The sequence below is a fragment of the Paenibacillus wuxiensis genome (genome assembly GCF_040195695.1).
Lineage (GTDB): Bacteria > Bacillota > Bacilli > Paenibacillales > Paenibacillaceae > Paenibacillus_B > Paenibacillus_B suaedae.
Genome location: NZ_JBEFZI010000009.1, coordinates 141,233 through 161,621 on the forward strand (window position 1 = coordinate 141,233; position 20,389 = coordinate 161,621).

At 49.1% G+C, this 20,389-nt stretch carries 12 protein-coding genes; 5 read left to right on the plus strand and 7 right to left on the minus strand.

Going from position 1 to position 20,389, the window contains the following annotated elements; all coding sequences use genetic code 11:
- The first annotated feature begins 266 nt into the window (after window positions 1–266).
- A complete protein-coding gene (locus ABN764_RS21285; protein WP_446673040.1) occupies window positions 267–1,688 on the plus strand; it encodes a two-component system sensor histidine kinase NtrB in 1,422 nt (473 codons plus the stop codon).
- 133 nt (window positions 1,689–1,821) lie between these two features.
- On the plus strand, window positions 1,822–3,327 hold the full coding sequence (locus ABN764_RS21290) for a leucyl aminopeptidase (RefSeq protein ID WP_446673041.1): 1,506 nt from the start codon (window positions 1,822–1,824) through the stop codon (window positions 3,325–3,327).
- 90 nt (window positions 3,328–3,417) lie between these two features.
- Here the strand turns inward: ABN764_RS21290 and ABN764_RS21295 are convergent, their stop codons facing one another.
- On the minus strand, window positions 3,418–4,422 hold the full coding sequence (locus ABN764_RS21295) for a DMT family transporter (RefSeq protein ID WP_021254522.1): 1,005 nt from the start codon (window positions 4,420–4,422) through the stop codon (window positions 3,418–3,420).
- Window positions 4,423–4,625: 203 nt separating this feature from the next.
- Between ABN764_RS21295 and ABN764_RS21300 the strand changes: the two genes are divergently transcribed.
- Window positions 4,626–5,531, plus strand: coding sequence for a LysR family transcriptional regulator (locus ABN764_RS21300; RefSeq protein ID WP_446673042.1), 906 nt, complete (start codon window positions 4,626–4,628; stop codon window positions 5,529–5,531).
- A 493-nt stretch (window positions 5,532–6,024) separates the two neighbouring features.
- Here ABN764_RS21300 and ABN764_RS21305 read toward each other — a convergent pair whose 3' ends face one another.
- The 3 genes from ABN764_RS21305 to ABN764_RS21315 form a co-directional block, all read right to left on the minus strand.
- Window positions 6,025–6,768: a YwaF family protein gene (locus ABN764_RS21305; RefSeq protein WP_446673043.1), complete on the minus strand. Its 744-nt coding sequence runs from the start codon at window positions 6,766–6,768 to the stop codon at window positions 6,025–6,027.
- Window positions 6,769–6,891: 123 nt separating this feature from the next.
- Window positions 6,892–8,685, minus strand: a complete 1,794-nt coding sequence (locus ABN764_RS21310) for an ABC transporter ATP-binding protein (RefSeq protein ID WP_268623786.1) — start codon at window positions 8,683–8,685, stop codon at window positions 6,892–6,894.
- On the minus strand, window positions 8,682–10,427 hold the full coding sequence (locus tag ABN764_RS21315; RefSeq protein ID WP_446673044.1) for an ABC transporter ATP-binding protein: 1,746 nt from the start codon (window positions 10,425–10,427) through the stop codon (window positions 8,682–8,684). Before ABN764_RS21315 ends, ABN764_RS21310 begins: the two co-directional genes overlap by 4 nt.
- A 390-nt stretch (window positions 10,428–10,817) precedes the next feature.
- On the opposite strand from ABN764_RS21315, the gene ABN764_RS21320 reads away from it, so the two are divergent.
- Both ABN764_RS21320 and pepF read left to right on the plus strand, forming a co-directional pair.
- Window positions 10,818–15,491, plus strand: a complete 4,674-nt coding sequence (locus ABN764_RS21320; protein ID WP_446673045.1) for an S-layer homology domain-containing protein — start codon at window positions 10,818–10,820, stop codon at window positions 15,489–15,491.
- A 237-nt stretch (window positions 15,492–15,728) separates the two neighbouring features.
- Window positions 15,729–17,543 carry an oligoendopeptidase F gene (gene pepF / locus ABN764_RS21325; RefSeq protein ID WP_446673046.1) on the plus strand — a complete coding sequence of 605 codons (1,815 nt, stop codon included), beginning with the start codon at window positions 15,729–15,731 and terminating at the stop codon, window positions 17,541–17,543.
- A gap of 174 nt (window positions 17,544–17,717) precedes the next feature.
- On the opposite strand, the gene ABN764_RS21330 is transcribed toward pepF, so the two are convergent.
- The 3 genes from ABN764_RS21330 to ABN764_RS21340 are packed head-to-tail and all read right to left on the minus strand — an operon-like array spanning window position 17,718 to window position 20,202.
- The gene (locus ABN764_RS21330; protein ID WP_021254529.1) at window positions 17,718–17,891 is read right to left on the minus strand and encodes a FeoB-associated Cys-rich membrane protein; all 174 of its coding nucleotides are present in this window, start codon (window positions 17,889–17,891) and stop codon (window positions 17,718–17,720) included.
- 17 nt (window positions 17,892–17,908) lie between these two features.
- Window positions 17,909–19,945, minus strand: a complete 2,037-nt coding sequence (feoB, locus tag ABN764_RS21335; RefSeq protein WP_446673047.1) for a ferrous iron transport protein B — start codon at window positions 19,943–19,945, stop codon at window positions 17,909–17,911.
- On the minus strand, window positions 19,942–20,202 hold the full coding sequence (locus tag ABN764_RS21340) for a FeoA family protein (protein ID WP_446673048.1): 261 nt from the start codon (window positions 20,200–20,202) through the stop codon (window positions 19,942–19,944). Before ABN764_RS21340 ends, feoB begins: the two co-directional genes overlap by 4 nt.
- Window positions 20,203–20,389 lie beyond the last annotated feature (187 nt).

Sequence of the window (20,389 nt, forward strand, 5' to 3'; positions counted from 1 at the left end):
AAGCTGTCTGTCATATAGGATAGAGGAAGAGGCGGCAGCCGATCGTCAAACAGCGTGCTCCGAGGCGCGTTCATCGTAGGGCGATAGGCGCATGGCGCCTCTTTGTCGTGCAATGAGATGGGCATTTTAGCTTACTTTTAAGGGAAATGAGCTTATTTGTCCATTTTCGACATTATCTAGTGTTGACGATTTTGCCAAAAGTTTACTATGATGAAGCTGTTGGGACGAACCTGGATACGGTTACCGTACAAATGAGGTGAGCCACATTGACCACGGACTGCAAGCATCAAGTGCGAAGTGAGAATGAGTGGATTCAAAGATATTGTAGAGGGCTGTGGAATTATATCATGAACGGGGATGAGAAGGAACTGCATGTGGCGAGGGAATTAGCCATGGAGCTACATTCACTGGAGCTGCAGCAGGATCTTCTTAGCTTGCACGAGGATGCAATGTTTACTGTTCTGGCCCATGTTGACTGGAATGATGGGGTTAAGGCATTTCATCGTTCGTTCCTATATTTCTTAGAGTGGATGATAGCTATAAAGACAGAAGAGAGAGGCAAGGAGGGGATTGCAGTGGCGCTGAACCCGATACGTGAGCCTTGGATTCAGTCCGCACAAGCTTTATTTTCCACCAAGAGCGTTCGTGACAAATACGAGAACGTGCTTCAGCATATGGATAGCGGAATCGTATTATTTGACTGCAGCGGCGTACTGTCTTTCATTAATGTGGAGACCGCCAAGCTGTTGGATGTACCACGCAAAGCACTTGTAGGTTGTTCCTTGCGTGAAATGCTTTTTCATCCTTTACTCAAAAGGGACAAGCGCAAAATGCTCCTCCGTCTCTATAAAGATACTATCCTCCAAAGAAAGCGCTATCACGAATTCTCCGATCGTCTGGACCGACATTATCTTGTCACGGTCACCTACGGGGATCAGATGGATGGCGATTATTTATTTAGCATTAAAGATGTATCTGACTTCAAGCGCATCGAACAAACGGCATATCAAAATGACAAGCTCGCTATTCTTGGTAAAATCGCCGCAGCTATTGCGCATGAAATACGCAACCCATTAACCTCGATTCGCGGCTTCATTCAATTGCTCAGGCCGCATCTGATGCAGCTTGGCAAGGAAGAGTACGCGAAGATTATTCTCGCAGAAATTGATCGTGCCAATGATATCATCTTTGAATTTCTGAATTCCTCCAAACCATCAGCTCCTATGACCTCAGAAGTTCCTGTCTCATCCCTTCTACGAGAGGTTGTTCTCCTGACCGAAAGCGATGCTGTTATGAAAGGCTGCGAGATTGAATTGGTCGACAACTCCGCTTCGGGCTCATTATTTGTATCCATTGATGTGAAGCAGATTAAGCAGGTTATATTGAATATGATACGCAATGCGATTGACGCGATTGATGATGTGGCCGCTGTACGGAAAGGGCATATCCGCATCGTGACGGAGCGGGACGGTCGGTTCGCGAAGATACATATTCGGGATAACGGAAGAGGGATGTCCCTGAAGACGATGGAGCGCTTATTCGATCCATTCTTCACAACGAAGGCCGATGGTACTGGACTCGGGTTGTCTGTCAGTTATCGAATTATTAAAAATCATGGCGGGTTAATTGAGGTAGACAGCCAAGAGGGAGAATGGACGCTGTTTACGATTCGATTGCCGCTCGCATAAATACTTGTAAGGGCAAGAAGCCTCACCAACGCAGCCGATGTCTGCCGTTATGAAGCCACAACGATCAGGGTTGTGGTACAATAAGGGAGACATTGGCATTCATCATTTTTTAATACAAAGGAATGATTACATTATGAAACTAGCAAATGCAACATGGATGAATGATGTACAAATTCAAGCTCAAGCACTTGCATCTGCTCAGATTGAGGCAGACGCTGTTGTAGTCATTGGTACAAAAGCTGAATTCGAGAATGCATCTGGATTCCCAGGGGCCGAAGCCTGTGCGGCAGCGGTTCGCAGCGGATTGTTCGAGGCAGATTGCTGCAAGACTTATGTAGTAGCTACAGGAGAAGAGAAGACTCCTGTTCTGATTGCAGTAGGACGCAAGGAAGAAGCGCTGACAGAGAAGCAAGTACGTCTTAGCCTTGCTGAGGCTGCTCGTGTAGCGGTGAAGCATCGCCTGAGCCGTGTAGCGGTTATCGTACCGGAACAGCTTGTACAGGCTGATGCGGCAGCAGCGCAATCGTTCGCACATATGATGGTGGAAGGCTTCCTCTTGGGGGCTTATCAGCGCGTTACCTATAAGAAAGATGCGAAGCCAGCTCATACCTTTGCATCCCTGAACCTGTACGCAGCGGAATTGGCGACAGAAGCATGGAACGAAGGCATTAAGACGGGACAAGCTTATGCGCTCGGTACAACGTATGCGCGTGACCTGACGAACTTGCCAGGTAACGTGCTTGTTCCTAGCACACTCGCAGAACAAGCGTTGGAACTGGCAGAACAGTTCGGCTTCGAAGCACACGTGCTCGATGAGAAGCAGATCGAAGAGAAGGGCATGGGAGGTCTGCTCGGCGTTGGCAAGGGCAGCGTGAATCCCCCACGCATGATTGTTCTGAAATACCAAGGCACGGACAAGTGGACAGATGTTTATGGCATCGTCGGCAAGGGAATTACGTTCGATACAGGCGGTATTTCCTTGAAGCCTTCTGCGAAAATGGATGAAATGATCTGTGATATGGGCGGCGCAGCTGCAATGCTCGGCACGATGTCCGTAATTGGACGCCTTCGTCCACAGAAGAACGTGATCTGCGTGATTGCTTCGGCAGAAAATATGCCTGCTGGCAATGCGTTGAAGCCAGGTGATGTGATTACATCCTACAGTGGACGTACCATTGAAGTGCTCAACACAGATGCGGAAGGACGCCTTGTACTGGCTGACGGCATGACGTATGCGAAGGAGCTTGGCGCAAGCAAGCTGATCGATGCAGCAACGTTGACTGGTGCTGTCGGGGTCGCGCTCGGTTCGATTACAACAGGTGTTGTAACGAATGATGATGCCTTCTACGATACGTTCAAAGCGGCTGCATCCCGTACAAATGAACTCGTATGGCAGCTTCCTTCCAATCAAGAGTATTGGGATATGCTTAAGAGCGACGTTGCGGATCTGCGCAATGCTATTCCAGGTGGAGCAGGAACGATTACAGCTGGCTTGTTCGTCGGAACATTCGCTGACGAATTGCCTTGGATTCACTTGGATATTGCAGGGACTGCATTCCTCGCATCCAGCCGTGGCGTCGATCCGAAGGGCGGAACTGGAGTTATGGTTCGGACAATTGCAGAGACAATTCTGTCGTAATTTACAATTACGTTATTTAAAGGTGTACCGCTTGCGCGGTACACCTTTTTATTCGTTCGGGGTCTACGTTAGTTCATGCAAATGAATGGATTAACCAGTTGGTGCATGGGAACGCTTCTTCGGAAGACGGCTTCGCACTTCGGCTGTTGATTTGGCTGTCTTAGTCTCCGCCTCTTCCGATGCACGGCGGCTCAACAGATTGTTCACGATTAGAGCGCTGACGATAAGCAGTGTGCCGAACCACTCTGCAGAAGATACCTCATAACCCTGTATGACGGAGATAATGAACGTTGTTGCAGGCACGAAGTTAATGAACAGCATGCCATTAATCGGCTTCAACAATTGAACCCCTTGAATCCAGCTCAGCAAGGCGAGCAGTCCGGCTGCGAGAATCATGAAGCTCATCTCTGGCGCAATCGATACAACCGTGCTCACAGATGGAGCATCGACGATGCCTAGAGCAGTCATGACGAGAACGATAGCCAGTGTTGTAAATCCGCCGTACAGCGAGCTCAAGGTAGAGAAACGAAGTGCAGACCATCCAGCGAACTGTCCGCTGCTAACGGTGTAAATAACCCACCCTGTAATCCCTGCAAATACAGACAAGAGTGGAAGCAGCTTCAGTCCTCCATTTGCAAGGGAGTGAAGATCGCCTTTCGTCACGACGAAGACAACTCCAATAAAGGCGGTGATCACACAAGCAAGTGTTGACATCTTTGGCATTTTGCGCGTTACGAGCCATACGAACAGTACAGCCAGCATCGGCATGAACGATTCCATGATGGAGGCGAGCAGAACTCCTGATTTGCCGAGCTGCTGTTGTCCCCAGAATACGCCGAAGTTATAAATAGTGAATCCGAACAGACCAAGCAGCCATATTTTGAAGGTTTGTCCCTTTGTATTGAATGCTGCCTTGCCTTCCTTGAACAATAACAGTGCAGCTAGTAATAGGCCGACGATACTGTATCGAATTCCGGAGAACCAGAACGGATCGATATGATGCAGCGCGCTCTCGGCAATCGGGAACATTGCTCCCCATGCTACTGCTGCAAAGAGGCAAAACATAGCTCCCTGCCAAAAATGTTTCTTACTCATGATGCCACTCACTCCCACTCCACACGATGCCAAGCGTTATCTGTATCTGTAATAGAGATTGCTTAACAATTCCGTTTATAGTAACGTTCGATAACAACTGAAATTCATATTATGACTTTTCTGATATCTTGTAAAATAATTGAAAGTGATTTAAGATATCACTAATAATGATATCTAACATTGAGTGTGAAGGAGTAATTAGGATGGACTTGAGTGACATTCATATTTTCATGTCCGTCGTCGAGCATGGAAGTGTCAGCCGTGCGGCTGAAGAGATGGGGTATGTACAGTCGAACGTAACGGCTCGCATCCGTGCATTGGAGCAGGAGGTTGGGCATCCGCTGTTTCATCGCCATCGCAGGGGCATGACCTTGAATGCGGAAGGCCGCAAGCTGCTCTATTATGCAGAGCGGATGTCCATGCTCATGAGTGAAATGAGGAAGGCGTTCCAAGACGGTGAGGATCCTGTTGGCAACCTGCTGATCGGTTCAGTAGAGACGGTCGTCGGATTGCCTGATATATTAAGTCTGTTCTATCAGAAATATTCGAAGGTTGACCTGTCGCTTATGGCGGGGGTAACGGACAAGCTGACGGAAGAAGTGCTGGAATACAAGCTGGATGGGGCATTCGTATCCGGTCCGGTAACGGTATCGAACGTAGAACAGTACCCGGTGTTCGATGAGGAATTGGTGCTCGTATGCGGCAAATGTGCCGTAGACCGGAAGCAGCCGTTATTCCATGTGCGGGAATTGCTGCACCGCCCGCTGCTTGTCTTCCGCAAAGGCTGCGGATATCGAGCGAAGCTGGAGCAGTGGATGCAGCTTGAGGGAATTTCGCCAACGAAGGTGATGGAATTCGGGACACTAGAGACGATTATCGGAACGGTTGTAGCTGGGCTCGGTATAACAGTTGTCCCTCGGGCCGCAGTAAGACGTCTAGAGAAAGAAGGCGAGCTGCAAGTATTCGCCATACCGAAACCGTTCAATATGGTATCCGTTGTCTATATTCGCCGCAGTGATACGTATATGGGGGAAGCGGAGCGCCGTTTTATGGAGACGATGGAGGAAGTACGCGAGAAGCGTCGGATACAGGAGCATATGCCTGTATAAGAGTGGCTGGAAACTTGAAATTAGTAGTTTATTTCAATTGATTAGTGGCGGTAATCAGGTATAATATGTAATAAGAGCGATACAATAAATAAGGAACGGACTGCCATCCGTTCCCAGTACAAACATCTTGAGTGGATTTTCCCCTCCATAAATTTCATAAAGCTATAGAGAAGTAACCCACGGCGGCTAACCATGAGTGGTTACTTCTTTTTTCTATCCATGTACGTCAGTAGCGCGACGAGAAACGTAGCGAACATGATAACATCGGAGAAGGAGAAGTTCATAGACTCACCTCCTTTCCGGAGGGAGCCAACCACTCAAGGTGTGTTGTACATATCTATTATACAAGCTAGAGGAATAAATTGTAATCTGTGATTGCGATGAATATGATGATTACGATGAAAATAAGAGAAAGGATTGTGCGGAGGCACAATCCTTTTTTTGATATGCATGATCATTTCGCAGCGGCTGCTGCTCCAATAGGCACTCTGAATTAGCCTCGCAGATTTTTATCGGTACTGCTGCTTGTACGCAGTCGCCCTGCGATAAGAAATGGAAGATACAAGACAATGAACATTCCTAGTGCAACGCCCTCGAGTGACAGAAGATACCACGGGTAAGGCCCCAGCACATCCATTAAGGAAGCAGTTTCCGGCTTGTGAGCCAAGAACATGTAGTTCCCGCCTGTTATATAGTTGACACCCCCAACTACAACGAGCAGAACATTAAGGAACAGCATCGCATAACCGATTGATTTCCACGTAGGCCGCACATTTTCTACCCAGACCATATACAGCACCGCGAGGATGATTGCGATATGGGCGATGAAGAACTGGACGAATCGGAAATGCGGGAACGGATAGTCCAGAGCTGGTGTTAGCAGAGCCTGGAGTGCTCCCCCGATACCGGTAAAATAAACAATATGGAATATCTTCTTGCTTCGGAACAGGAGCATGAGCACACACATGTATAAGGAGATGCTGCATAGCTCGAACGGGAGTGTATCCGCCGCACGGAATATCCCTGTTGCCACATACCATATATTCAAGGTTACTTCAGATAGGACGAGCAAACTTATTAGGACGCATATGCCGTATCGGTTATGTTTCTCCTGTCGAAACCAATGACGCCATCGATATAAGAGGAGCACTGTCACGATAAATAGAAACAGTGCCCCCATATGTGCTAAAGAGAATGCCTTGAACGTGTCTGCTGCCTGTGGAGAGAACCAAGACATGGAGATGCCATCCTCCTTTTCACATGGGATTCTTGCTAAATTTCTTTATGCTGATAAAGCATGAGTTGTAAGTAGAGCCATTAGTAAGCACTACGTAGTAAGTTGTAACTAATGATCAATCAACTAGGAACTGATCAGTTCCGCCTTCGGCACTTCCTCCTTAGGGGACTGCTCGCCTTGCCAGAGCAGCTGCATTTCTGCACATGTTGCGAGCAACTCATGCAGTGTCCCTTCTGCCTCGATGCGTCCATCCTTCATTACGATAATATGATCAGCCCTGCTTAAGGCAGCGCGGCGGTGCGACACGGCAATGCAGGTGACATCACGCTCGGTGAATAATCGCTCCCAGAGCAGCTGCTCGGTCTCCACATCAAGGGCGCTGGACAGATCGTCGAACAAATACAGATCAGATTGTGTCATCATCATCCTTGCAGTTGCCGCCCGTTGAATTTGTCCGCCGGAGAGCATTACCCCGCGAGGCCCTACATACGTATCAAGACCATTTTCAAGCTGTTCCATATCCCGCTCCATGACTGCTAGACGAATGGCGTGCTCCAATGCATCTTTCTCTCGATCATGACTGCCCATAATGATATTTTCCCGAAGCGGGTCGCTGAATAAGCGAGGCACCTGCGGCGTATAGGCCGCTTTGGGCGGGGTGAGAAATGATGCAGGATCAATCTCCTTCCCGTTCCAGCGTATCGTTCCTTCTGATTTTTTCAGCAGACCAAGCAATGTACGCATCAGCGTGGATTTCCCCGAACCGATCCTACCGGTAATGACGAGGAACTCGCCTCGATTCACGCGAAATTGAATATCGTGAATGCCATGTTCAGAATCCGGATAGGTGAATGATACCTGATCAACCTCCAAGGATTGCAGCCGTTCTGAATCATTAAGGGTGCGAACGGGTGGTGCCGGAGGATCTTCATCCAGATAAATCTGGCTGTGCTCCGCGACACGATCCTCTTCTCCCGGCTGGAACAAGATGCGCATTCGATCGAGAGATACTTGCAGGCGCTTATGTTGAAAAACCATAAAGCCGAACAAGGATATGCTAAAGGCAAAGTTCGTCAGGTAGGAGGTAAATAGGGCGAAGTCTCCTACAGAGAACCGTCCTGCCTGCATTTCTGTTGCGCACATCAACAGAATTCCGCCCGTGCTGATGGTAAGTACATGCTGATTCAACGACTTCATCCATTGCGTGAACAGCGTATCCTTAAGGGCAGCTTGACGACGATCCTCGTTCAACTTGATGAAGCGCTGGTGCACATGACGTTCAGCCTGCCCAAGCTTCAGTGCCTGCACTGCCCCGAATATCTCCGCGATGAAGCCCGTAATCTTCGATGTTGCTTCTCGATTCTGCTGACTATAGCGCCGTGCACGATTGCCCGACAGGTTGTTCAGCACGGTAACAGCAAGCAGTGGCAGGATTGCAACTACGGTAATTTGCCAATTGATGTTGGCCATAATGATGATGGATACGATGGTGAAGGCCAATCGCCCCCAGAAGTCGACCCATGATTCCACGTAATCCACGACTTCATTCACATCGTCGCGGAAGCGGCTGGCAGCATCTCCGGGGGAAGCTGGAAGATGGCGTCCCGGCCAACGCATAATGCCTGCCAGCATGTTGGTGCGCAGTACTGCTTGGATATGGTAGATATAAGTGACCCACTGGTAGAATGCTGCAAAAAACACGCCAACCCGCAGTATGCGTACAAGTGCGATAACAATTAACGGAACCGCAAGCCACATATAATCATGAGATTGTGAAGTGGCGCGATCAAAAAACCACTGCATGCCGAGACCGATGAGCAGGGGGATTGCGTGAAACATGCCCCACATGATTCCGTTTACAAAAAAGAGCATCGGTCGGAACTGGAACAATCGGGTGATAAAGCGGGTTACGGTCATGCCAATTCCTCCTCCATTCCCGTTCGAAGCAGTCTCGCATAATGCGAGGATGGGGTGTTCGCAAGCTCCCCGCGTGAGCCGAACTCGACAATTCGTCCATGCTGTAACACCATGATCGTATCGACCTGTTCGAGCGTTGCCAAGCGATGGGCGATTACAATGCCCGTACACTGTTCCATCAGCTGATCGACTGCAACTTGTAGCATTGCTTCTGTTGCGGCATCCAGCCGTGATGAAGGCTCATCAAGCACAATAATACTTGGATTCGTCAGAAATACACGGGTCAAGGCAAACAATTGAGCTTCACCTGCGGATAGCGAAGTTCCACCCGAGGATAAATGGGTATCCAGTCCATTAGACAGTCCATCGATCCATTGCCGCAGCCCGAGCCTTGCGGTTGTCTCCAAGATGCTCTCATCCGATACATTCGGATCGAATAAGGTTAGATTGTCGCGCAGCGTTCCGTCAAAGAGCTGCACGTCTTGCGTCACCATTCCTACGCGGCGGTACAGCGTCTCCAGCTTCAAGCTGCGAATATCCTCGCCGCTAATTCGAATGGTTCCGCTGTTGATGTTGTATAGACGAAGCAGCAGACGGCTAATGCTGGACTTGCCGCTTCCCGTACGGCCAATGATGCCCAGTCGCTGGCCTGGCTGAACGTCGAAACTGATGTCGTGAAGCACGACTTTATCTTCGTTATAACCGAAGGTAACCTGCTTGAATTCCAGACCGAGTGCTCCATCCGGAAGCTGCGTCTTCGTTCCATCTTCAATCTCACTGCGAAGGGAGAGAAGTTCGCGAGCGCGAAGCATGCCGGATTTGGCTTTTTGGAATTCCTGAATTTGATCTCCCAGCTGCTCAATAGGCGTATTTAACATTTGCGTATATTGGAATATGAGAAACAGCATTCCGAGCGATATTTGACCGATTAAATAGTAATGGACGCCCAATAACAGTACAACCGTCACTGCGATCGAAAAGAGTACGACCGTGCTATTCCATGGAATAACCCGCAGCATCCAGGCTTTGCGGCCGGATAAGAACACCTTCCGCATCGCACCATGGAATCGATTCATGACATAGGGCACAGCCCCATTCGCTTGCACATCCTCGATACCCGCGATTCGTTCCTCAATCAAGCCGAATAAGGCGGCGCTTGCAGAACGTTCGTCCTTAGAGCTATTCACGCCCATGTTGCGAATAAATACCATAGAGCCGATGGAGAGAAGCGTAAATACAGTCATGACAGCTGCAATCGGCCAATTAACGGTGAACATGTAGCCAAGAATACCGATGAGCAGGATGAAGCTGCCGATGACCTGCGCAATGAACATGGCGAAGAAGTTGGACATGCCGGTTACATCGCCGTCTATTCGCTCGATCATCTCGCCAGGCGTCTTGCGGTTATGGAAATGCATATCCAATCCGAGGCAATGCCGCAAGAGATCTCCACGCAATGTATTGGTTGCGCGCCATGAGATATCATTGCCAACATAGCTTATCGCAACCGTAATAAACTGGGTGAAAACAGCAATGAGCAGATAAATGCCTGCAAGTGTGAGCAGGGTGGATATTGCACCTTGAGCTGCGGCTGTATCGATGAATTGCTGCACAAGCTGAGGATTAATGAGCTGACATGCAGTGGATACGAGCAGCATAATCAGCAGCAGTAGCAGCCGGCCCCTTACCGGATATAGATACCGAAGCAGCCAAGTCATTGATATGGATGTGTTCTGGGACATAAGATGACCTCCAATCTGTGAACGACATGAGGCTTCTACGTCATGCGAAGGAAGAAGCGTCGAATGAAATAATTTCTATCATACACTAAATAATGGCAGCTGCAAGATAAAAAATGAATTAAGAAGTTTATTCTCTGACTATTCCGTAGGGGCGTCCGGGATTCGCATCGAGTAGAAGGTTTCAAATATAGGAAGACTACAAAAATGAACATGATTTTACCAGAAAAGGTAATGCGAAACCGCTTATGATGTAAGCGTTTTACCACTACAATGTGGAGGCAATCATTACTGTAACGAGAAGGTCAAAGGGGGGTGAACATACACACGTGAGTGCTATGCGTGTATCAGCGCATAGATCCTAAATTGTTCTCCTGAAAGGTGGTAATCGTAATGAGATACATCTTGCTGAGACCGTTGTCCATCTGGCTTGTTGCCGTTCTCCTTTTCTCCATGCTGCTGCAGGCCGTGCCTAATTATGCGCAGGCTGAGGCGGATCTGCCCCCAATCGAACAACTGCTTCTTCCATCGGGTGAGACAGACCCTGTCACCGTCGTCTCGCAGGATGCAACGCAGTCGCTTGTAATTAGCGATATTAATTCCCCTGGGGATTCATTAGCGAACAAAACCGATTACTTGGCCTTATATACGAGTGGAGCCGGTGTGACGAATACGGTGTACGGCAATGAAGTGTTCGTCAAAAAATATGATGTGGCCCTCGTGGTCAATCGTCACAGTGTTGTAGAAGCTGTATATGGCCCTGATGCTGATCCTCCGGTGTCATGGGATGACGACATAAGTATTGCAATTCCAGAGGAGGGCTATATCGTGCTCTCTGGTAGAACCACTTGGGACTCTTCGATTCATCAAAAACTACTATTCCATCATTATGGCGTTGGAGATCACATTCGATTAATGAGAGGCGGCAAGGAAGTGACGGCAGCTGATTTCCGCAATCAGAAGCCTGAACCTGAACTGAAGCCTGAACTGCATCTCATTACCCCTTCGGATTCAACAGTAACGGTACCCATGATTGAGGTCAAAGGCTATGTTGCGAATTATCGAGAGAACCAGAATATCCAGGTTGTCATCGGTGGGAAGCAGGCGAGTATTACCGCGAACGGCAGCTTTCTGCAGCAAGTGTATCTGACATTAGGTGCTAACCTTATCACGGTGCGCTTGTTGCAAGGCGATACAGAGCTGGCAGTGTCCAACATCACCGCAACCTATGAACGCTCCGGGCAGGGCTCAGACTATATCGAAGTTGAGGCTGCTCCAATCGATGTCACAATCGAAATTCAAGGGCCTCGGCATAAAATTGATGCTGTAGACGAAGACATCGCCGCACACGGAAATGTAGTTGCCTTATTTACACGTGATTATGGCTCCTCGATTGTCGTTCCTCAATACAATGTTGCTGTTCAAGTAGACGAACATAATCGTGTGCTTCGTGTCGTCAATCCTTCTATTAATGGCAAGCCTCCTGTCTGGACGGGGCCAACTACTCTGGAAATCCCAGATGGCGGTTATGTATTAATGGCACAGGACGACAGCTATACGACGAACTTCATCAAACGGTATCTAGCGGTTCATTTCAAGGCGGGGGATCAGATTAAGCTTCGCAAAAACGGAGAGGTAGTCTCTGTTAAGGATGTGAGAAGCGGCAATGGAGCGATTGCAAGACTGATGCTGGATAATGAGCTGATGTATACCGTAACAGACAACCAGACGGTGGTTACTGGGCGGATTGTAAATATCGATCATCCGGAGTCGACGGCATTATTGATCCATGGGAAGCAGGAGTCTTTCGCTGCGGATGGTACCTTCTCAGTTCCGGTTACGCTGAGCAGGGGGACGAACTATGTGGATATTGTGGTTATGAAAAATGGAAAGGAACAGGATAAGCGGAATATGGTCGTGTTCAGCAGACCGGGATTTGCACCTGAGAAGGACATCATTCTATGGGTCGATCAGGCAGCGAATGCTCGGAAGTTCCAATCCAGCGAGCAAGTGCTGGCCTTCCTGAAGAAGGCGAAGGACTTAGGCGTGACGACGGTCGTCTTCGATGTGAAAGGGGTAGAGGGGTTCGTATCCTATAAGAAGAACGATCTGACCGGAAGACCGTACGTGAGCGAGATACAAGCGCCGGAGAAGGCAGGCTCGAATCCGAATCTCGACCTGCTGCAGGAATTTATTACGCATGGCCATGCGCTCGGATTAAAGGTGCATGCATCTCTAAATGTATTCGCAGAAGGTTCGATCGCCCATAACGAATTCGCGGTGCTCGATCAGCACTTGAATTGGGAGGAGCATATATACGTTCCAGAAAACAACGGGGAGATCAAACGTCTTCGGGAAAGCGCAAAAAAAGGGCTCGTTGCATTCGTTAATCCTTCCGACGATGAGGTAAGAGCGTATCAATTAAAAACGTTCGAAGAAGTGATCAAAAACTACGATGTCGATGGAGTCGTCCATGATCGGGGGAGATATGATAACGAGACGGCTGATTTCAGTGACGCCACTCGGATCAAATTCGAGCAGTTCCTGCAAGCAAGGGGCAAGCAGTTGCAGAACTGGCCGGCCGATATTTACCGATATGAGCAGAACGTCCGAGTATACGGGCCATTCATTCAAGACTGGTGGGAATTCCGTTCCGGGACGATCAAGAGCTTCTTTGCCGAAGTGAAGGCACTCGTTGATTCCTATGAAGTCTCAACGGGACGGACGATCCAAGTGTCCTCCTATGTAGGCTCTTGGTATGAGACGTATTATTTGAACGGTGTCAATTGGGGGAGCCGTAATTTCCGCTATGATACACGCTTAGGGATGCCTGATCAATCTGTCTATACGCCGGAATATTATGATACGGGCTATATTGAATACTTAGACTTCTTAATGATCGGCGCCTATCAGACGACCAGCAAGGAAGTGAAGAAATACATCACGCTTGGCAATATCGTGACCAATGGAGAGATTCCGCTATATGCGGGGATATCCCTTGTCAATGTACAGACTCCGTCAGTGCAGCGGGAGGTATTTCAGGCTGGATTGGCTACCACGAATGGTCTAATGTTGTTCGATGCCTCCCAGATCAACTGGCCTATTGCTTCGGCGGCCCTCCGGGATGAGGAGTATGTTAAGGATTATCAGCTCGGCATTAGCTTGCCAGGCAGCCCGGATTCATTCATGGAAGGGAGCTATTACAATGTGAACCGAGTCGAGGGCAATGTGAATGTGCTGACCGACGCGTTCGGTTATTCAACGGGCACGAATCAATTCGGGGTTGAGGTTGTTGTAGATGCCGGCGGTAAAGTGACGAATGTAGTCAATCGTAAACAAGCGATCCAATGGAACTGGGCTGTACCGGAGCAGAACAACAGTGTCATTCCGCAGGGAGGATTCGTCATTACAACCGTCGATCCTTCTGGGACGCGAACGCTGCGCCAGCTTGTGGCGAACGCGTACGACGTGGGTAACTCGATACGGGCAGCTGTACTTAGCGGATGGCAAGACGATGAAGGGCGGCAGACTTCGAACCGCGAGATAGTGGTGGAGGGTCAGGTTGAGGTGCTGGGCACAGGGAAGGCTGAGGTGTTTTTGAATGGTAAGCCCGCGATTATTGACGCAAGTGGCGGCTTCAAATCCAACATCCCGCTTTCGGTTGGTCGCAACAGCGTAACGATTACTGTGTTTGTTGATAAATATAAGACGAACAGTCGAACGATTGACATCATCCGCACCGATTCAGGCGGCACGGATCCGAATTCAGGAGGTTCGAATCCATCTAGCGGTTCGGGAGCTGTCTCGCAGCAGCCTGCGACACCGAACAAACTAGAGCGGCTGTCCATTGCTTATCGACAAGATCGGGATGGTCGTCAAGTGACCGCAGCGAAGGTAAATCTTGCTCCGATGCAGGAAGAGATCGAACAGTTGAAGAAACAAGCTTCTTCATCGTCTGACACTATTTTGAAATATTTAATTGCAAACGTGCAGGATGTGCTGGAAGTTAGCATTCCGGTTGTAGGCGCGGTGCAAGCTGCGGAGGAGCTTCCACAATCCGGCATTATCATCGAATCGCCGCGCGGTGTCCTGAAGCTGCCGCTTCACGCGATGAAGTCCGCCCTGAAAGGCGCCAATAATCAGAAGTCAGGAGAGCTTCAGATTCGTATCAGGACGTTGTTGCAAGAACAGGATAGAGCACTCCAGCAACGATTATTGCAGGATGGTTCCAAGAAGATAGGGACCGCGATCGAAATTGGATTAGTCGTGAAGGAAGGGGAAGAAGTGCAGGCGATTGCGTTCAAGGGGGAACGGGCGGAATATCGATTCAAGCTCCCAGCGATTGCAGTTGATCGAAATCGAATGACGGCAATTGATTATGATGGGAAATCACGAAGTTACGCGTTCGTCCCTGCCTTATTTGAATCACACGAAGAGGATCTGGAAGTGCTGCTCAAGCTATCGGGGACGGGGATATACGGCACTGCAGAAGTGCAGCCGCCAATGTTTACGGACATACAAGGACACTGGGCTGAGCAAGATATCTTATTGCTGGCATCCAAGCTGGTCGTGAAGGGAACGAGTGATACCCGCTTCTCGCCGGGAGAGCCGTTGACGCGTGCCCAATTTACAGCGATGCTTGTGCGAGCGCTTGGCATCAAGGAGAAGGCAGGTGCGATGCCATTTGTAGACGTCCAGTCGCAGGATTGGTATGCAGGTGCAATAGGAGCAGCGGTAGAGCAGGGACTGATTCAAGGCACGGACAGCAACCACTTCAGCCCGAATGCGCTGCTCACGCGTGAGCAGATGAGTGTGCTCATACTACGAGCTGCTGAGATTGCTGGGGTAAAGGATACCGATGTGAATACGGAGGCAATTCTCCAATCCTTTAAGGATCAGAATGAGATTGCCGCATGGTCTAAGGATGCTGTAGCTGCGGTCGTGAGCAAAGGATTTATGGAAGGGCGCAATACAAACTCTTTTGTCCCGAATGAAACTGCTACGCGCGCGGAAGGCATCGTAGTGCTGAAGAGACTGCTGCAGCAATCCGCATATATCAATCGTTAGTAATAGGGAATGAGTTAGAATCGATTCCTTCCCGAACCGTTTCATGATGTGGAATTGATAAGGAGCCCTTCACCCTAGCAGGTTGCAAATTAGCTGGTGTGGAGGGCTTTCAATGGAGGGAATTCGAACCTCCAACAGGCGGCCTTTATAATCAATCTCGATTCCCAAGGAGGGAGGAATCGTAGTAGAATAACAGTATGCACAACTACCACTTTTGGGAAAAGGAGCGATGGACGAATGGCGACGCAAGCAACGCGTATGAAACGATCAGAAGTCCCTCTGGAAGCAACATGGAGATTGGAGGATTTATTCGAATCCGATGCAAAATGGCTTGAGGAATTGCAAGCGATTACAGCTGATTTGAATTCAGTCACCCGCTTCACAGGCAAATTGCATGAGGGTGCTGGTACATTGCTGGCTTGTCTGGAAGCAATGGATGTCATTTGGAGCCGTGCGCAGTTATGCGGCAGTTATGCACATTTGCGGTTGACGGAAGACAGCACGAATCCAGTGAATCAGGGAAATAGCAGCCGTGCGCAGGATATGATGGCTGAAGTGTCCGTTGCTCTATCCTTCTTCGAGTCTGAATTTAGTGACATGAGCGACGATGCATTGCCCGCATATTATGAAGAAGAGCCCAAGCTTCTGGAGTTCAAGCCCTATTTGGATCAGATTGCAAGCAAGAAGCCATATCGGCTGAGCAGCGAGACGGAATTGACGCTCGCAGCACTTGACAACGTCTTAGGAGCTCCGTACAAAATTTATAATCAGATCAAGCTTTCAGACATGGCGTTTGAACCCGTTACCGATCAGGAGGGTAAGACCTATCCGCTATCTTTTGCATTATTTGAGAATCGATATGTGGAGTCTCCAAATACATACTTGCGCAGAGAAGCATTCCGGTCATTTTCCGAAACGCTGCATTCTTATCGCAACGGGGTTGCAGCTTCATATGCAACAGAAGTGAAGAAGCAGGTCGTGCTGGCGAAGCTTCGTGGCTATGATCATGTAACCGATATGCTGCTGCATAAACAGCAAGTGACACAGCAGATGTATCACGCAATCTTAGATACAATTCAAGCCGAGTTGGCTCCACACATGCGGAAATGGGCAAAGCTCAAAAAGCGTGTTCTCGGTCTGGAGGAACTCCGCTTTAGCGATCTGAAGGCTCCATTCGACCCTGAATACGATCCGGAGGTCTCGTTCGAGACAGCAGCGCAGCAGGTAGTAGAGGCGCTGCAGGTCATGGGGCCGGAGTACACAGCAATTATGCAGGATGCCATCCAAAATCGATGGATTGACTATGCGGATAATGTAGGCAAATCAACAGGGGCATTCTGCTCATCAATTTATGATTCCCATTCCTACATATTGATGACATGGACAGGAAGTATGCGGGGAGCATTCACTCTGGCTCATGAGTTGGGCCATGCGGGGCACTTCATGCTGGCACATAAGCATCAGCGGATATCCAACACACGTCCATCGCTATATTTTATCGAGGCTCCGTCCACCATGAACGAGATGTTGCTGGCAGACCACTTGTTCCGTCAGTCGTCGAATGATCCTCGGATGAGACGCTGGATTATTACGCAGCTGCTGAATACGTATTATCATAATTTTGTAACGCATTTGCTCGAAGGTGAGATGCAGCGCAGGGTATATGAGCTTGCTTCACAGGGAGAGCCGCTTACCGCTGATCTGCTGTCGCAGCTGAAGGGGCAAGTCCATAGCGATTTCTGGGGCGATGCCGTTGTGATGGATCCAGGTTCGGAACTGACTTGGATGCGTCAGCCGCATTATTACATGTCCTTATATCCATATACGTATTCAGCAGGTTTAACAGCATCGACGGCAGCAGCCAAGCGCATCCGCGAGGAAGGACAGCCGGCAGTAGAACGTTGGCTGACGGCGCTGAAGGCTGGAGGCTCCTTGCCTCCATTGGAGCTGATGAAGCTGGCTGGTGTGGATATGTCCGATACGAATACGATCCGAGAAGCTGTATCATATGTAGGCGAGCTTGTTGATGAATTGATAAGCTTGTACGAGTAATCGAGTTTTTGTTGTGGTAGAGAGTAAGGAATGGTAACAGTGATCTTCGCATGAGGTGTATGCTGCCTAATTAGGGACTGGGCATGGAGCGAGGAGCATGCTGCATATAGATGTAAACAACAAAGAACAGTAGCACGAGTTTCATCCCGGCTACTGTTCTTGTCATTTCAGCAATTAGTCAGCGTCAGCTGCATTTGGATGTGGTTGTGTGGAGCATCCGGATGAGCAGGAGCGGTTCAATGCGCATGAAGCACAAGCTCCTTGCTTCGACTTGCGCACGTGGCGTACAACCATCCACAGTGCATACGCAAATATGATCATCACGATTCCAATTTCCGGCCACGACATACGATTCACCACCTGTTCTATGAAAATCCGAGAAGTCTACCGACTCCCGTAATGATGAGTGCGACAACATAGGCGATAAGTAGGGCATAGCCGATGGAGAACCATGTCCAGCGCCATGATGCGGTTTCTTTCTTAATAATGCCCACTGTTGCAAGACAAGGAACATACAGCAGCACGAAGGCACAAAAGGCATATGCGGACAACGGGGTGAATGCCCCTGCGATTTGGGATTCAAGCATAGCCGTGTCTGGTGCGTGATAAATGATATTCATCGTGGACACAACGACTTCCTTGGCTAGAAACCCGGTAATTAAAGAAGCCCCCGCTTGCCATGTGGCGAAGCCGAGCGGAGCGAACAATGGGGCAAGCACGCCGCCAATCATCGCTAGGAAGGAGTCGTCCATCTCAACTCCGAATCCGCCTGGTCCTGCATATGTCATAAGCCAGATGAGCACGGAGCCTCCAAGAATGAAGGTACCCGCTTTGCGTACGAATCCTTTCCCTTTCTCCCATGTGCTGCGGAACAAAGTCTGCCATTGTGGCAGCCGATAAGGTGGCAGCTCAATAACGAAAATGCTCTGCTCCTCCTTCATCATCCGCTTGGTGAACAGCTTGGCCAGCAGCAGGGAGAGTACAATTCCCATCACATAGAGGGACAGCACGACAAGTGCTTGATGACTCTTGAAAAAGACACCGGCAAACAAGGCATAAACGGACAAGCGGGCAGAGCATGACATCAGTGGAACGAGCAAAGTAGTGACAAGCCGTTCGCGCGGCTGCTCAATCGTACGAGCGGCCATGATCCCAGGCACGTTGCACCCGAAGCCGATGACAAATGGAATGAATGCCTTGCCGTTCAGGCCAACGGCTTCCATAAGCCGGTCCATGACGATAGTCACACGAGCCATATATCCCGAATCCTCAATAAAGGAAATGAATAAGAACAGGATGAAGATTTGCGGGACGAATACGAGTACGCCGCCAACACCCGCAATAATCCCTTCTTCGATCAGCGCATGGGTAAATGGTGACACGCCAATCGCATTCAATATAGAGGCTGCGCTGTCCGTTACGGGTCCGGAGAAGAAGGCATCCAATGCATCCGACGTTGGCGTTCCAATCCATTCGAATGTCGCCTTGAACATGAGGAACATAATGCCGAGAAAGATCGGAATGCCTAGCCAGCGATTTGTAACAATGGCATCGATGCGCTCCGTCAAGGTTACGGATTTCTCCTTCGTACTATTAACTGCTTCTGCACAGACCTCACGAATAAAGGCAGTGCGCACCGCACGAATATGCTGTGCCATGTGCAGCGCGATGCCCTGCTGTTGTAGCTGCTGTTCTGCTGCATTGCATATATGCAGGAGCTGATCGTTCATCTCCTGATTTAATCCGCTGTGAACCCATTCACGAACGGTATTGTTCTGTTCCAGATACTGCAGCGCAATCCATCTTGAAGGTACCCCATCTTTAGGTGGTAAGTACTCCGACATACGCTGAATAGCGAGTTCCGTAATTTCCCCATAGTCGAGTTGGAACGGATCTCCGTCTTCCCTCGTTGTATCTTGGGCGGGGTGATTGATATGCTGCAAAATATCGTGAATTCCTTGCTTGCGTCTAGCGTTGACGGGAATCAAGGGGGCATGAAGTGCCTTGGACAGCTTCTGCGTATGAATGTGAATGCCGCGGCCCTGTGCCACGTCGTTCATATTAAGCGCAATGTGCACGGGAAGTCCATATTCCAGTAATTGTATGGTTAAATATAAGTTGCGTTCGAGCTGTGAAGCATCGACAACATTCAAGATCGTATCTGGCCGTTCGTGGAGCAGGTAGCTTACAGCGACGCTCTCGTCACGCGACATCGGCTGCAGCGAGTAGATGCCGGGAAGGTCGATGAGCGTGCCTGAATTGCGATGCAGGTGGCCGACCTTCTTCTCTACCGTTACGCCAGTCCAGTTGCCTACATATTCGTAAGAGCGGGTGAGAGCATTGAATAAGGAAGTCTTACCTGTATTCGGATTGCCTACGAGTGCGGTGGTACAAGTACTCATGCGCCATTCACCCCGATAGAGCGAGCCTCGTTTTGGCGAATGCCGAACAATTGGCCGTTAGCCTCTAGGGTAAGCGGACCGCCGAACAAGCTGGTACGCTTCAGCTCTACGTGGGTTCCTTCCGTAATGCCCAGATCACGCAGGCGATGGCAGACCGATGCATGGACTTTGGACAAATCACAAATACATGCACGCTGCCCAGGCTTCAATTCGCATAAGGTATTCTGTCTGAGCATCTCACAATTTGTTGGGCGCATGTTAATCCTTCTTTCTTCAACATATCAATATCAATATCAATCTATGATTAACTCGTTATGTTCTTATTTATAATGATAATCGGTATCAATTGGATTTACATTGAATGTAGCACAATGGAAGAAAAATTACATGTGATTTTTTTCATAGAAAAAGGATTAAATTGCAGGTAATTTATCGAAATCTATG

Excerpts from the sequence above, each read along its gene's own strand:
- feoB (WP_446673047.1), bottom strand. The coding sequence starts at position 19,945 with ATGAGTACTTGTACCACCGCACTCGTAGGCAATCCGAATACAGGTAAG.
- ABN764_RS21340 (WP_446673048.1), bottom strand. The coding sequence starts at position 20,202 with ATGCGCCCAACAAATTGTGAGATGCTCAGACAGAATACCTTATGCGAA.
- ABN764_RS21330 (WP_021254529.1), bottom strand. The coding sequence starts at position 17,891 with ATGTCGTGGCCGGAAATTGGAATCGTGATGATCATATTTGCGTATGCA.
- ABN764_RS21295 (WP_021254522.1), bottom strand. The coding sequence starts at position 4,422 with ATGAGTAAGAAACATTTTTGGCAGGGAGCTATGTTTTGCCTCTTTGCA.
- ABN764_RS21315 (WP_446673044.1), bottom strand. The coding sequence starts at position 10,427 with ATGTCCCAGAACACATCCATATCAATGACTTGGCTGCTTCGGTATCTA.
- ABN764_RS21310 (WP_268623786.1), bottom strand. The coding sequence starts at position 8,685 with ATGACCGTAACCCGCTTTATCACCCGATTGTTCCAGTTCCGACCGATG.
- ABN764_RS21290 (WP_446673041.1), top strand. The coding sequence starts at position 1,822 with ATGAAACTAGCAAATGCAACATGGATGAATGATGTACAAATTCAAGCT.
- ABN764_RS21300 (WP_446673042.1), top strand. The coding sequence starts at position 4,626 with ATGGACTTGAGTGACATTCATATTTTCATGTCCGTCGTCGAGCATGGA.
- ABN764_RS21305 (WP_446673043.1), bottom strand. The coding sequence starts at position 6,768 with ATGTCTTGGTTCTCTCCACAGGCAGCAGACACGTTCAAGGCATTCTCT.
- pepF (WP_446673046.1), top strand. The coding sequence starts at position 15,729 with ATGGCGACGCAAGCAACGCGTATGAAACGATCAGAAGTCCCTCTGGAA.
- ABN764_RS21320 (WP_446673045.1), top strand. The coding sequence starts at position 10,818 with ATGAGATACATCTTGCTGAGACCGTTGTCCATCTGGCTTGTTGCCGTT.